The sequence below is a fragment of the Streptomyces sp. NPDC031049 genome (genome assembly GCF_055571015.1).
On sequence record NZ_JBVIGC010000026.1, the window covers coordinates 71,414 to 83,710 of the forward strand.

A 12,297-nucleotide genomic window follows, 5' to 3' on the forward strand; every position below is an offset into this window, starting at 1 on the left:
CCGCGTACTCCGGTGGGACGGGACGACGCCGCGCGGTCACCGGAACCCCACGGGCCCGTCGAGAGGGGAGGGTGGCACGGTGCTGGAGCGTCAGGGCAGCCCGCCCGTCTCGCAGACCAGGCGGGCGACCTCGCGCAGCTTGATGTTGCGGTCCTGGGAGTGGCGGCGCAGCGCGGCGAAGGCCTGCCGCTCGGTGAGGCCGTGGCTGCCCATGAGGATGCCCATGGCCTCGCCGATGACGTGCCGGGTGTCGAGCGCCTGCTGCAACTGGGACTGCGTACGGGCGCTGGAGAAGGCGACCGCGGCGTGCGAGGCCAGCAGCCAGCCCGCGGTCTCGCTTCCCTCGGTGAAGGCACCCGGCCGACGGGAGTACAGGTTCAGGGCTCCGAGTTCCTCGTCCTCGGTGTACAGCAGGATGCCCATCATGCTGGCCACGCCCAGCTCGCGGGCCCGGGGCACGTACATGGGCCACCGGTCCTCGGTGGCGAAGTCGGCGATCCGGAAGGACCGTTCCCCGCTCCGGGTGGCGTCGAAGCAGGGCCCCTCCTGGAGGCGTTCCTGGAGCCGGTCGCTCTCGGTGACCAGTTCCTCGGTCGGGGCCAGCGACCTCACCTGCTTCCCGCGCAGGATGAGGATGCCCGAGGCGTCGCAGCCCTGGACCAGTTCGGTGGCCGAGGCGGTGATCCGTTCCAGCGTGTCGTCCACCGACTCCTGCGCCAGCAGATCGCGCGCCATCGACGCCATCTGCCGGGCGAAGTCGCGCCAGTAGTCCACGGGACCCTCCTCCGTCCGCCCGGGTGCGTGCCCGGCCCATGGTCGCCGGGGACCTGGGAGGTGTGCCCCGTGGGCCGGTGGCGGAAAGCCGACCCGGCGGCTTCCTGCCCGGCCGGGCGACGCCCGGTGGGCCGACCGCCGTATCGTCCTTGCCTTTCGCCCTTGCTCTTCGTCCTTGCTTTTCGTCCTTGCCTTCGGTCTCGTGTGCCCGGGCGCCGGTGGGAAACTCCTCGGCCGCGGGTGCGCGGGGGTTCAGCGCTCCCCGCCGCCGTACGGCCGGATGCGCATGCCCGGCCGGCGGCGATGGACCGTCAGATACGTCAGTCCGTCCGTCCCCGCGGCGATGGCGCGCGTGGAGCCGTGCGGGAGCCAGACGAGGCCGCCCTCGCGCAGCGGCCGGTCGTCTCCGCCGCCGTCGGCGAGCGCGCCCTCGCCGCCGAGTACGAGCAGCAGCACGTCGAGGTCGGGCTCGGTGTGGGCCTCGACGCGCGCCGAGGGCGGGAGGCGCACCACGTTGGCGTCGAGCTGGCGCCCGGACTCCGCCAGCCGCCACAGCGCTCCGGCGGGCGCGTCGGCGAGCGCCGCCAGTTCGGCGGTGTCGCACAGGAGGCGGGGGCCGGGAGGAAGGGGGGCGTCCCCAGGGGTCTCCCACCCAGCGGTCTCCCCTTCCGGGCCGACCGCGGGCCGCCGCCCGCCCTGCTCCTCCGCCGTCATCGGACGCACCTCCGAACGCTCCGCGCCGGCCTTCTTCGAAGCCGACCCCGAAAGGCGAACCTAGCATGCGTATTTGATAGCGTCCGCGGCGTGCGGCTGACGAAGTTCACCGACCTGGCGCTGCGCTGCGTGATGCGCCTGGCGGTCGTGAGAGAAGGCGGCGATCCGCTGACCACCCGCGAGGTGGCGGAGGTCATGGGCGTGCCGTACACGCACGCCGCGAAGGCCGTCACCCGCCTTCAGCGCCTCGGCGTGGTCGAGGCGAAGCGGGGCCGGGGCGGCGGCCTGACGCTGACCGGGCTCGGGCGGCGTGCCTCCGTGGGCTGGCTGGTGCGGGAGCTGGAGGGCGAGGACGAGGTGGTCGGCTGCGAGGACGATCCACCCTGCCCGCTGCGCGCGGCCTGCCGGCTGCGCGGTGCGCTGCGCGCCGCCCAGGAGGCCTTCTACTCCAGCCTCGACCCGGTGACCGTCGCCGACCTGGTGGCCTCGCCGACCGGGCCGGTGCTGGTCGGTCTGGCCGAGCGGCCGTCCGTGTAGCGACCGGTGCGGGCTCGCCGCCCGTGACCCCGTCGCACCACCAAAAACACGAAGATGATCTACCAATTGACGGAGCTGCCGTGCTCGCCGAGACCTCCGTCCCCGTCGTCCGGCAGCACCTGTGGTCCGAGGACCCCGGAGCCGCGGCGTGCCCGCCCACGCCATCCACTACGAGGTGCTCGGCCCCGACCTCTGGCTCGCGCGGCAGTGACGCGGAGGCACCCGCGTACTGTCGCGTGACCGCGGCCCATGGGACGATCCTGGCGCCTCGCGTGCCGATGCGATCAGGTGCGCCGACGAGACGGCGAGCGCCGTGGTCGCCGTCTGCCGACGAGCCGGTGCATATCGACGGGCTGGTGCGTGTCGATGGGGCGGCGCGTGCCGATGTGCCGGTGCGTGTCGACGGGGCGGCGCGTGTCGCGGGTCGGCGCGTGTCGATGGGACGACGTGTGCCGACGAGACGAGAAGAGCGCCGATGGATCAGCTCATGTCCGGCGACCGCGCCGCGCTGCCGGTGCTGCTGCACGACTTCCTCGGGCGTGCCGCCGACACGCTCGACGCCATGGCCGGCCGCCCCGTCGTCCCGGCCGGTGTCCCGCCGGAGCCCGTCCCCCTTCCCGATCGGGGCGTGGGTCTGGAGAAGACCCTCGACGCCTTCGCGACCCGCTGGGGGCCCCTGTTGTCGGCCAGCGCCGGACCCCGCTACCTGGGCTTCGTCACCGGCGGCACCACACCCGCCGCACTGGTCGGCGACTGGACGACCGCGCTGTGGGACCAGAACCCCGTCTCCGGGCTCGACGGCGCCGGACACGCCCTGGAGCGGGAGACCGTCGGCTGGGTCCGGGAACTGCTCGGCCTGCCCGAACGGCAGCACGGCGCCTTCGTCAGCGGCGCCACCATGTCCAACCTCGCCGGCCTGGCCGTCGCCCGCGAGTGGCTGGGCGAACTCCGGGGCGTCTCGCCGGCCGAGGACGGGACGGCGGCGCTCGGCCCGGTCCACGTCCTGTCCGCGGCGGCGCACTCCAGCGTCCCGAAGGCACTCGCCGTGCTCGGCCTGGGACGGCGCTCGCTGACCCGCGTGCCGACCCTGCCGGGCCGGGAGGCCGTCGACCCTGCGGCGCTCGCGGACGTCCTCGACCGTGCCGAGGGGCCCTGCGTCGTCGTCGCCAACGCCGGGACCGTGAACACCGGCGACTTCGACGACCTGCGGGCGATCGCCGCGCTGCGGGAACGCCACGGCTTCTGGCTCCACGTCGACGGGGCGTTCGGCGCCTTCGCCGGTCTCGTGCCCTCCCACGCCGCCCTGGCCGACGGCCTGGAGACCGCCGACTCCCTCTGCGTCGACCTGCACAAATGGCTGAACGTCCCCTACGGCAGCGCCGTGCAGTTCACCCACCGCCTCGACCTTCAGACCCGGGTCTTCCGGAACGCGGCAGCCTATCTGGGCCCCCGCACCGGCACTCCCGACCTGGTGGACCTGACCCCGGAGAACTCCCGCCGGCTGCGCGCCCTGGCCGCCTGGTTCGCCTTGCGCGCCTACGGCAGGGACGGGCACCGCGAGGTGGTCCGGCGGTGCATCGAGTGCGCGCAGGCTCTGGGCGCCGCCGTGGCCGGCATCCCCGGACTGCGGCTGCTCGCTCCCGTCCGGCTCAACGTCGTCTGCTTCACCCTGGCCGAGGAGCCGGCCGCCGAGCGGCTCGCCGCCCTCGCCGAGCGGGTCCGCGACGAGGTCTTCGTCTCCCCGACCGTCCTGGACGGGGTTCCGGCGCTGCGCGCCGCGTTCAGCAACTGGAGCACCACCGAGGCCGACGTCGAGCGGACCGCTGCGGCCCTGGCACGCGGCCTGAGCGCCGTGTGACCCGGCGTGCGGGTCCGGCCCGTCCGGTGGAGTGTGGAGGGCATGCAGCGCAGGACCACGCGTCGGAACGGCGGCGCCGGGCAGGACGTGGAGGAACTGCTCGACGAGCTGTACACCACGCCGCCCCCGCGGTTCGTCCCCCGCCGGGAGGAGCTGGCCGCCGCCGCCCGGACGGCCGGCCGCGCGGAGGACGCCCGCCGCCTCCACGCCGCCCGCCGGCCCACCCTCGCCGCCTGGGCCGCCAACCTGCTGCTGCGCTCCCGGCCCGAGGAGTCCCGGCGGCTGCTGGAGCTGGGCGAGGCGCTGCGCGAGGCCTACCGCACCCTGGACGCGGCCGAACTGAAGTCCCTGTCCGCGCAGCGGCGCATCACCACCGCGCTGACCCGGCAGGCCGCCCGGCTCGCCGACGAGGCCGGGCACCCGCTGTCGGCCGCCGTCCGGCAGGACGTCGAGTCGACCCTGCACGCCGTGCTGGCCGACGCGACGGCGGCCGGCCAGTGGGCGGAGGGCCGGCTGAGCGGCGCCCTGTCCCCGCCGTCGGTGTTCCCCGGCACGGCCTCCGCCGCACCGCCCGGCCCGGCACCGGCACCGTCACGGAAAGCCGCACCGTCACGGACGGACCAAGCGGCCCGGAAGGACGAAGCGGTCCGGAAGGACCAACCCGCCCGCGAGGGCGAACCGGCCCGGAAGCGGAAGGAACCGGCCCCGCGCAGGCAGCCGCCGGAGGACCGGCTCGCCGAACAGCGCCGCAAGCGGCGGGAGCGGCTGGAACGGGCCCGGGAGGCGGCCGAGGCGGCGGCACGGCGCCTCGACGCCGAACAGGCGGCCCGCGCGGACGCCGAGGCCGCACTCCGGCAGGCGCGGGACCACCACGACGACGCCCGGCGAGAGCACGACGAGGCCCGGCGCGAGGTGGCCGACGCCGAGCGGCGGCTGCGGCGGGCCGAGGAACGCCTCGCGGAGGCCGACCGGGAACGCCGCCGCGCCGAGGACCGGGACCGGGCGGCCGAGCACGCCCTGGACCGCGCCCGACGCGCTGCCCACGAGGCGGACCGTGAGGTGGGACGACGGGAACGATGATGCGCCGGTCCGGCCGGCCCCACCCGCACCGGCGCCCGGCACACGTGTCCCGGACAGGCGATCAGGGCCGGCCGGGGCTACCGTGTGGATCACTCGGGACGGCACGAGGAGCGGACGGTCATGGCACGCGCGATCTGGACCGGTGTGATCAGCTTCGGGCTGGTCAGCGTCCCCGTCGGCCTGTTCACCGCGACGGAGGACCACACGGTCCACTTCCACCAGCTGGAACGCGACACCGCCGACCGGATCCGCTACCGGCGGGTCAATGAACGCACCGGCGAGGAGGTCTCCTCGCAGGACATCGTCAAGGGCTACGAGCTGGGTGAGGGCGAGTACGTGGTGGTGGAGCCCGACGAACTGGACGCGATCGCGCCCGGCCGCTCCCGGACCGTCGACATCACCGACTTCGTCGACCTCTCCGACATCGAGCCGGTGTACTTCGACCGCACCTACTACGTCGCTCCGCGCGGCAAGGAGTACGAGAAGGTCTACGAGCTGCTGCGCGCCGCGCTGGCGGACACCGGCAAGGCGGGCATCGCCACGGTGGTCATGCGCGGCAAGCAGTACCTCACCGCGCTCCGGGCCGAGGACCGGCTCCTGGTACTCCAGACCCTGCACTGGGCGGACGAGGTGCGCGACCCCGTCGAGGAGCTGCCGGACCTGCCCGGGCGGCGCGCCGGCAAGGGCAAGGAGCTGACCATGGCGGTGCAGCTGATCGACGCCATGAGCGGCCCCTGGGAGCCCGAACGGTACCGCGACACGTACCAGGAGAAGGTCCGCGAGCTGGTCTCGGCCAAGGCCGCCGGCCAGGAGATCGCGGCGGCGGAGGAAGCTCCGCGGGCCACCAACGTCGTCGACCTGATGGCCGTGCTGGAGGGCAGCCTCGACCAGGCTCGCGGCGCCGGCCGGAAGCAGGCGGGCGCCGCGGACGGGAAGCAGCGACCGGGGAAGAAGGCCCGCACGGAGGAACACCGGACCGAACGCCGGGCGGAGCGCCGGACGGAACGTGGTTCCGAGCGCGGGAGGGAGCGCGGCGCCGCGAGCCGGTCCGGGCGCAAGGACACCGGCGGGAGCCGTGAGGAGCTGCGGCAGCTCAGCAAGGCCGAGCTGTACCGGATGGCCACGGAGCAGGACATCGCCGGGCGTTCGAAGATGAGCCGCCAGGAACTCGTGGACGCGCTGGCCCGCGCGGGACGCCGCGGGAAGAAGAAGACCGCGGCCTGACCGGCCGGCGGGCACCGCGGCCCGGCCGGCCGGGGGTACGCGGCCGGCGCAGGGGCGGAACCGGACGGCACGTACGATCGACCGGGCCCCCGACGGTCCGGGGGCCCCTCCCGCCGCGGAGCCCGTGCCCTGCCCCCCTGCCGACACCCTGTCGCCCCTTCGTCTTGCCGCCCGTTCGCCCTGCCGTCCGTAGCCCCGAGGAGCCCCGCCGGTGTCCGCCGTCCTGCCGCACCCCCGCAACGACCCGGAATCCGGCACCGGCCCGCATCCCCCCGACGACCGGGAGCCCCGCACCGGCCCGCGCCCCCGCACCGGCCCGCGCCCCCGCACCGGCCCGGAACTCCCTGACCGCCCCGAGTCCGCCTCCGGTCCTCACCTGCTCGCCTGGGAACGCCTGACCCGTGTCGAGGACGGCGAACGGCTGCACGCGCTGCTGTGGCGGGCCGGTCCGGGCTGGCGGATGGCCAGCAGCGCCGTCCTCGGCGGCGGCATCGCCGAGCGCGCCTGGGTGCTCAACGCCCAGGTCTCCCACGGCTACCGGCGCACCGACCCGGCGCGACACCTGGCGGACCTGGCCCGTGACGCCGGCGCGGACGGTCCGGGGGTCGGCCTGATGACGGCCGCCGCCGTCCGCGATCCGGGGTACGCGGCGGACGGCGGGGTGGAGGCCCTCGCCACCGCCGGCGTCTCGGTGCGCGGCTGGGCGGCCACGCCCAGGGAGGGGCACGCCGGGCCCGCCCCGCCCGGGACGGTCAACATCGTCGCCGCGCTCCCGGTGCCGCTCGCCGACGCCGCCCTGGTGAACGCGGTGATGACGGCCACCGAGGCGAAGGTGCAGGCGCTGCTGGAGGCGGGACTCGACTGCTCGGGCACGCCCACGGACGCGGTGTGCGTCGCGGCCCGTGCCCCGCGCACCGGCGCCGGGAGCGAGGCCTTCGCCGGCCCCCGCTCCCTGTGGGGGGCCCGGCTGGCCCGCGCGGTCCACCGGGCCGTGCTCTCCGCCCTGCCCGCCGCCGGACCCGGCTGACGGACGGGGCGGAGAGGCACCGGCGGAGGCGTCAGCGCTGCGCGGACTTCTCCAGCGCCTTGTCCAGGGCCTGCGCGAAGCCGTACGCCCACAGCTGGTTCACCCGTGCGCGCTCACGGCTGTCCGGGTAGGCGTTGGTGCAGGACGGGCCGGGGCCGCCGCCCGACATCAGCTCGCTGCACGGGCCTGAGTAGTGGTCGGGCAGGCCGAGCACGTGACCGGTCTCGTGCGCGGTGACCCGGGTGGAGTTGTAGATCTGGTTCTGCCGGTAGTCCAGGAAGATGTAACCGTTGCCGCGCCCGTCGGTGGAGGCGTACGAGCCGCGCGAGTCGTTGCCCTCGTAGTAGGCGAAGTCCGCGCCCGAACTGGTCTCCTGGAGCCTGACGTTGGACACCGAGCTGTTCCAGATCTGGGTGCTGCGGGATATCTGCGAGCGGAAGCTCGGCGCGCGGGAGGCGTTGTAGTAGACCGTGACGGCCGCCGCGGACTTCGGCTTCGCGGCGTGTCTCTCGGCGACGGACTTCAGGACCGCCTCGAAGAAGGCGCGGGTGTCCTGGGCTTCTCGGGCCTGCTGGGCCGAGGGTCCGGCCGAGGGCTCGTAGCCGGCGTACGTACCCTGGGTCTGCGGGGACTGCGGCGGGGGAGCGGCCGCCGTCGCCGAGGGTTGGGCGCCGAGCGCGGCGGCCGTCAGACCGAGACCCACCGCGGCGGACAGCATGGGCAGGGAAAGGCGCATCGATGACTCCTTGTGTGTGGGGGAGAAGTCGTCATCGGTGAGTGTGGGCGCCCGCCCGTCGGCTGTGATGATGGCAACCGGTGATAGTCCCGGGCTATCACCACCTCGACGAAGCACGACCGGAGTTGCCGGAACTCGCCCTGGTCCGCCGTCTTTTGTTCACCTGGCGCAACCAGATGTTCCGCTCTACGCTCCCCGACATGGAGCTCGAGGTGAGGCACTTACGCGCGCTGTGCGCCATCGCCGACGCCGGCAGCCTGCACCGGGCCGCCCGGCAACTCGGCGTCGCGCAACCCACGTTGAGCACCCAGCTGGTCCGGATCGAACAGGCCCTGGGCGGCCCGCTGTTCGTCCGTGAGCGCACCGGGTGCCGCCCCACCCCGCTCGGGCGCACCGTCCTCGGCCGGGCCCGGCCCCTGCTGGCCGACATGCGGGCCCTCGTCCGGGAGGCGCGCGCCGCCGCGGCCGGCGGCGACAGCCGGCTGCGCATCGGCTCCACCGCCAGCCGGGCCCTGGCCGGCTGGCTGCGCCGGCTCAGACGCCCCGGCCGGGAACCGACGCTCCAGATGGACGTCTCCGCCAACGCCCTGCTGCGCAGGGTCACCGACGGCCAGCTCGACGTCGCGTTCGTGCACGAGGTCGAGGGCTGCCCGCTGCACGTCCCCGAGGAACTGTGGCTGCGGGTCCTGGTCGAGCGCGAACCGCAGTTCGTGATGCTGCCCGCCGGCCATCCGGCCGCCGCCCGGTCCGTCGTCCACCTCGACGACCTGGCCGGGGACTGCTGGATGGTCGACCCCACCGTCGACGGCGAGTGGGACGGCGTCCACCGCATGCTGCGCGCGGCCGGACTCGACCCGCGCGTCCTGCACGGCGACTACCACACCGCGGCCTCCCTGGTCGCCACCGGTGACGTCGTGACGGTCTGCCAGCCCAGCTCCCAGTCCCGCCCCGATGCGGCCGTGCGCCGGCTGTACGGCGACCCCCTCGGCGTACGACTGCTGCTGGCCGCCCGCACCCGGGCCGAACTGGACGCGGTCTACCCGGCGCTGGAGGAGGCGTACTGGGAGGTGGCCCGGCAGTCGCCCGCCTACCGCGAGCTGCTGGAGGCCCCCGGCCCGGCGGCCCCGCCGACCGCACCGGACCGGCCGGTGTGCGCCCCGGCGCGCTGAGCCGGACCCGTCTCGGCCGCCGTCCGGTGTTTGGTACCGCGGTCAGGGGCAAAGCGGTGTCCATGACCGAATCGAACAACGACGCACGGAAGAAGACCGACGGCGCGGGCACGGCCGCCACCAAGGCCGGGGGGACCGCGGACAAGGCCACCGCCCCGGCGTCCGGTGCCGCGAAGCGCCCCGCGGGCAAGGCCGCTGACGCGGCCTCAGCGGCGAAGGCCGGGGCCCAGCGGTCGGCCGAGGCGGCCGGCGGTGCCGCGCGCACCGCGGCCCAGGGCGTCGCGGCGGGCCGTCAGGCGATCGCCACGACGTCGGAGCAGGTGGCGGCCGGGGCCCGCACCGCCTGGACGGTGATCGCCGACCGCAAGCTCGTGGCGGCCGGGGTCGGCGCCGGCCTGACGGCGCTGACCGCGGCCTCGTACGCGGTCGGCCGCCGCTCGGCCCGCCAGGCCTACGGCCCCCTCACCCGCCTGACCGGCGGCAGGATCTGAGCCCCGGAGCGGCACCCCCCCACTGCCCCCGAGCGGCATCCCGCCACCGGTGAGGGGAGGGACCGGCCTCCGAGCACATCGGCGGCACGTCCCGGGCTCCCGGCGGCACGTCCCGGGCTCCCGGCTCCGGGCCCCGCCCCGGAATCAATCGCCGGCCGCCGAGGCCACCCGGCATACACCCGGACGGCCGGCCGTGGGCCGCCGGTCCCGCCGGTCGGGGGGGTGCCGGCCCCGCCGGTCAAGCCGCGGTGTCCGGCTCGCGGACGATGCGGAACGTCGCCGGGCCGACCTCGAGCACCCCGTCGCTCAGCGGAGCGCACCGCACCCCGCCCCCGCCGCGCAGCGCCCGCTGCGCGCCGGGGCCCACGGTGACGTCCATCCACGCGCACGGTCGGGCGGGACGGTTCACGGCCAGTGTCACGGGGCCGTGCCCGCAGTCCAGGGCGATCGTCGCGCCGACGAGGGCGTCGACGTCCACGCCCCGCAGCAGGACGTTGCGGCGGGTGTGCCGCAGGTCGACCGCCGGGGCGATGTCCACCGGGAGGTGCTCGGCGGACATGAGCGTCACCGAGGCGTCGCGGTGGGCGGGCCGTGCGTAGTACCGGTCGCCGACCAGCCCGAGACCGCCGCGTACCTCGGCCCGCCGCACCCGCTCGTCGGCCGGGCCCGGGGCCGGCCCGTCCGCGGGGCGCCCGGCCAGCCGGTGGGCCGGTGACACCAGCAGTTGCAGCACCTCCACGTCGGTCACCTCGATCACGCCGCCCAGCCTAAGCCCGGCTCCGGGCCGGTGGTCTTCCGCAACCGCGGCTCGGGGGAAGATGGGACCGAGCACAAGCAGCACCGACGAGGAGGAGCGGGGCATGCACCCTGACCGAGCCGGCAAGCCGGCCGGACCCGAGGACCTGATCGACGTCGCACGGCTGGTGACGGCGTACTACGCGCTGCACCCCGACCCGGCCGAGCCGGGCCAGCGCGTGGCCTTCGGCACCTCGGGACACCGCGGATCGTCCCTGGCGGCGGCGTTCAACGACGACCACATCGCCGCGACCAGCCAGGCCATCTGCGAGTACCGGCAGGCCCAGGGCACCGACGGTCCGCTCTTCCTCGGCGCCGACACGCACGCCCTGTCCGAGCCCGCCCGGGTCACCGCGCTCGAGGTCTTCGCCGCCAACGACGTCACCGTGCTGATCGACGCCGCCGACGGCTACACCCCCACCCCGGCGGTCTCGCACGCCATCCTCACCCACAACCGCGGCCGCACCACGGGCCTGGCCGACGGCGTGGTGGTCACCCCGTCCCACAACCCGCCCGCCGACGGCGGTTTCAAGTACAACCCGCCCAGCGGCGGCCCGGCCGGCTCCGACGCCACCTCCTGGATCCAGGACCGCGCCAACGAGATCATCGCCGCCGGCCTGAAGGACGTACGGCGCATCCCTCATGCCCGCGCGCTCGCCGCACCCGGCACCGGACGGTACGACTTCCTCGGCACCTACGTCTCCGACCTGCCGAGCGTCCTGGACCTGGACGCCGTCCGCGCCGCCGGGGTGCGGATCGGCGCCGACCCGCTGGGCGGGGCCTCGGTCGCGTACTGGGGCCGGATCGCCGAGCAGCACGGCATCGACCTGACCGTGGTCAACCCGCTCACCGACCCCACCTGGCGCTTCATGACGCTGGACTGGGACGGCAAGATCCGTATGGACTGCTCCTCCCCGCACGCCATGGCCTCGCTGATCGGGCAGCGCGAGCGCTTCCGGATCGCCACGGGCAACGACGCCGACGCCGACCGGCACGGCATCGTCACACCCGACGCGGGCCTGATGAACCCCAACCACTACCTCGCCGCCGCCATCTCCTACCTCTACGCCCACCGCACGGAGTGGCCCGCCGACGCCGCCGTGGGCAAGACGCTGGTCTCCTCCGGCATGATCGACCGGGTCGCCGCCGACCTCGGCCGCCGCCTGGTCGAGGTCCCGGTGGGCTTCAAGTGGTTCGTGGACGGCCTGGTCGACGGCTCGCTCGGCTTCGGCGGCGAGGAGTCCGCCGGGGCGTCGTTCCTGCGCCGGGACGGATCGGTGTGGACCACGGACAAGGACGGCATCATCCTGGCGCTGCTCGCCTCCGAGATCACCGCCGTCACCGGCAGGACGCCCTCGGAGCACTACGCCACGCTCACCGAGCGGTTCGGCGCACCGGCGTACGCCCGCATCGACGCGCCCGCGAACCGGGAGGAGAAGGCGCGGCTGGCCAAGCTGTCCCCGGCCCAGGTCACCGCCGACACCCTGGCCGGGGAGCCGGTCACGGCCGTGCTCAGCGAGGCGCCGGGCAACGGGGCCGCCATCGGCGGCATCAAGGTCACCACCGAGAACGCCTGGTTCGCGGCCCGCCCCTCGGGCACCGAGGACGTCTACAAGATCTACGCCGAGTCCTTCCGGGGCCCGGACCACCTGGCCCGGGTCCAGGACGAGGCCAAGCTCGTCGTCCTCGCCGCCCTGGGCGGCTGACGGGAGGCCGGCCGCCGTCGCAGCACCGCCGAAAGAGGGTGGTGTGCGGTGGCGGCCGGTGGGCACCCGCCTTCTGCGGGATGGTGCAGGGGCGGGGGGGGGGGGGGGGGGGGGGGGGGGGGGGGGGGGGGGGGGGGGGGGGGGGGGGGGGGGGGGGGGGGGGGGGGGGGGGGGGGGGGGGGGGGG

Annotated in this window: 12 protein-coding genes; 8 read left to right on the forward strand and 4 right to left on the reverse strand. The window is 75.4% G+C overall.

Features of this window, described 5'->3' with window-relative positions:
• Positions 1–90: 90 nt before the first annotated feature.
• Complete coding sequence (locus ACZ45Q_RS31735; RefSeq protein ID WP_468267772.1) at positions 91–774, reverse strand: GAF and ANTAR domain-containing protein; 684 nt, start codon at positions 772–774, stop codon at positions 91–93.
• 252 nt (positions 775–1,026) lie between these two features.
• The gene (locus tag ACZ45Q_RS31740; protein ID WP_468267775.1) at positions 1,027–1,488 is read right to left on the reverse strand and encodes a hypothetical protein; all 462 of its coding nucleotides are present in this window, start codon (positions 1,486–1,488) and stop codon (positions 1,027–1,029) included.
• 90 nt (positions 1,489–1,578) lie between these two features.
• On the opposite strand from ACZ45Q_RS31740, the gene nsrR reads away from it, so the two are divergent.
• The 5 genes from nsrR to ACZ45Q_RS31765 all read left to right on the forward strand — a co-directional run bounded on the left by nsrR (position 1,579) and on the right by ACZ45Q_RS31765 (position 7,214).
• The gene (gene nsrR / locus ACZ45Q_RS31745) at positions 1,579–2,025 is read left to right on the forward strand and encodes a nitric oxide-sensing transcriptional repressor NsrR (RefSeq protein ID WP_468267778.1); all 447 of its coding nucleotides are present in this window, start codon (positions 1,579–1,581) and stop codon (positions 2,023–2,025) included.
• A gap of 475 nt (positions 2,026–2,500) precedes the next feature.
• Entirely contained in the window at positions 2,501–3,883 is a 1,383-nt protein-coding gene (locus tag ACZ45Q_RS31750) for a pyridoxal phosphate-dependent decarboxylase family protein (protein WP_468267781.1), read from the forward strand.
• Positions 3,884–3,925: 42 nt separating this feature from the next.
• Positions 3,926–4,963 carry a hypothetical protein gene (locus ACZ45Q_RS31755; protein WP_468267784.1) on the forward strand — a complete coding sequence of 346 codons (1,038 nt, stop codon included), beginning with the start codon at positions 3,926–3,928 and terminating at the stop codon, positions 4,961–4,963.
• A 120-nt stretch (positions 4,964–5,083) separates the two neighbouring features.
• Positions 5,084–6,187: a non-homologous end joining protein Ku gene (ku, locus tag ACZ45Q_RS31760; protein ID WP_468267787.1), complete on the forward strand. Its 1,104-nt coding sequence runs from the start codon at positions 5,084–5,086 to the stop codon at positions 6,185–6,187.
• 376 nt (positions 6,188–6,563) lie between these two features.
• The gene (locus ACZ45Q_RS31765; RefSeq protein WP_468267814.1) at positions 6,564–7,214 is read left to right on the forward strand and encodes an adenosylcobinamide amidohydrolase; all 651 of its coding nucleotides are present in this window, start codon (positions 6,564–6,566) and stop codon (positions 7,212–7,214) included.
• Positions 7,215–7,245: 31 nt separating this feature from the next.
• Here ACZ45Q_RS31765 and snpA read toward each other — a convergent pair whose 3' ends face one another.
• Positions 7,246–7,950 (reverse strand): snapalysin, encoded by a 705-nt coding sequence (gene snpA, locus ACZ45Q_RS31770; protein ID WP_468267790.1) that lies wholly within the window; start codon positions 7,948–7,950, stop codon positions 7,246–7,248.
• A 200-nt stretch (positions 7,951–8,150) separates the two neighbouring features.
• Here snpA and ACZ45Q_RS31775 point away from each other — a divergent pair, with 200 nt between their 5' ends.
• Together ACZ45Q_RS31775 and ACZ45Q_RS31780 are read left to right on the forward strand one after the other, a co-directional pair.
• Positions 8,151–9,119: a LysR family transcriptional regulator gene (locus ACZ45Q_RS31775; RefSeq protein WP_468267793.1), complete on the forward strand. Its 969-nt coding sequence runs from the start codon at positions 8,151–8,153 to the stop codon at positions 9,117–9,119.
• Between the two features lie 62 nt (positions 9,120–9,181).
• Positions 9,182–9,610 (forward strand): hypothetical protein, encoded by a 429-nt coding sequence (locus tag ACZ45Q_RS31780; RefSeq protein ID WP_468267796.1) that lies wholly within the window; start codon positions 9,182–9,184, stop codon positions 9,608–9,610.
• Between the two features lie 238 nt (positions 9,611–9,848).
• On the opposite strand, the gene ACZ45Q_RS31785 is transcribed toward ACZ45Q_RS31780, so the two are convergent.
• Positions 9,849–10,358 carry a molybdenum cofactor biosysynthesis protein gene (locus ACZ45Q_RS31785; RefSeq protein ID WP_468267817.1) on the reverse strand — a complete coding sequence of 170 codons (510 nt, stop codon included), beginning with the start codon at positions 10,356–10,358 and terminating at the stop codon, positions 9,849–9,851.
• A 112-nt stretch (positions 10,359–10,470) separates the two neighbouring features.
• On the opposite strand from ACZ45Q_RS31785, the gene pgm reads away from it, so the two are divergent.
• Complete coding sequence (gene pgm / locus ACZ45Q_RS31790) at positions 10,471–12,111, forward strand: phosphoglucomutase (alpha-D-glucose-1,6-bisphosphate-dependent) (RefSeq protein ID WP_468267799.1); 1,641 nt, start codon at positions 10,471–10,473, stop codon at positions 12,109–12,111.
• The last annotated feature ends 186 nt before the right edge of the window (positions 12,112–12,297 follow it).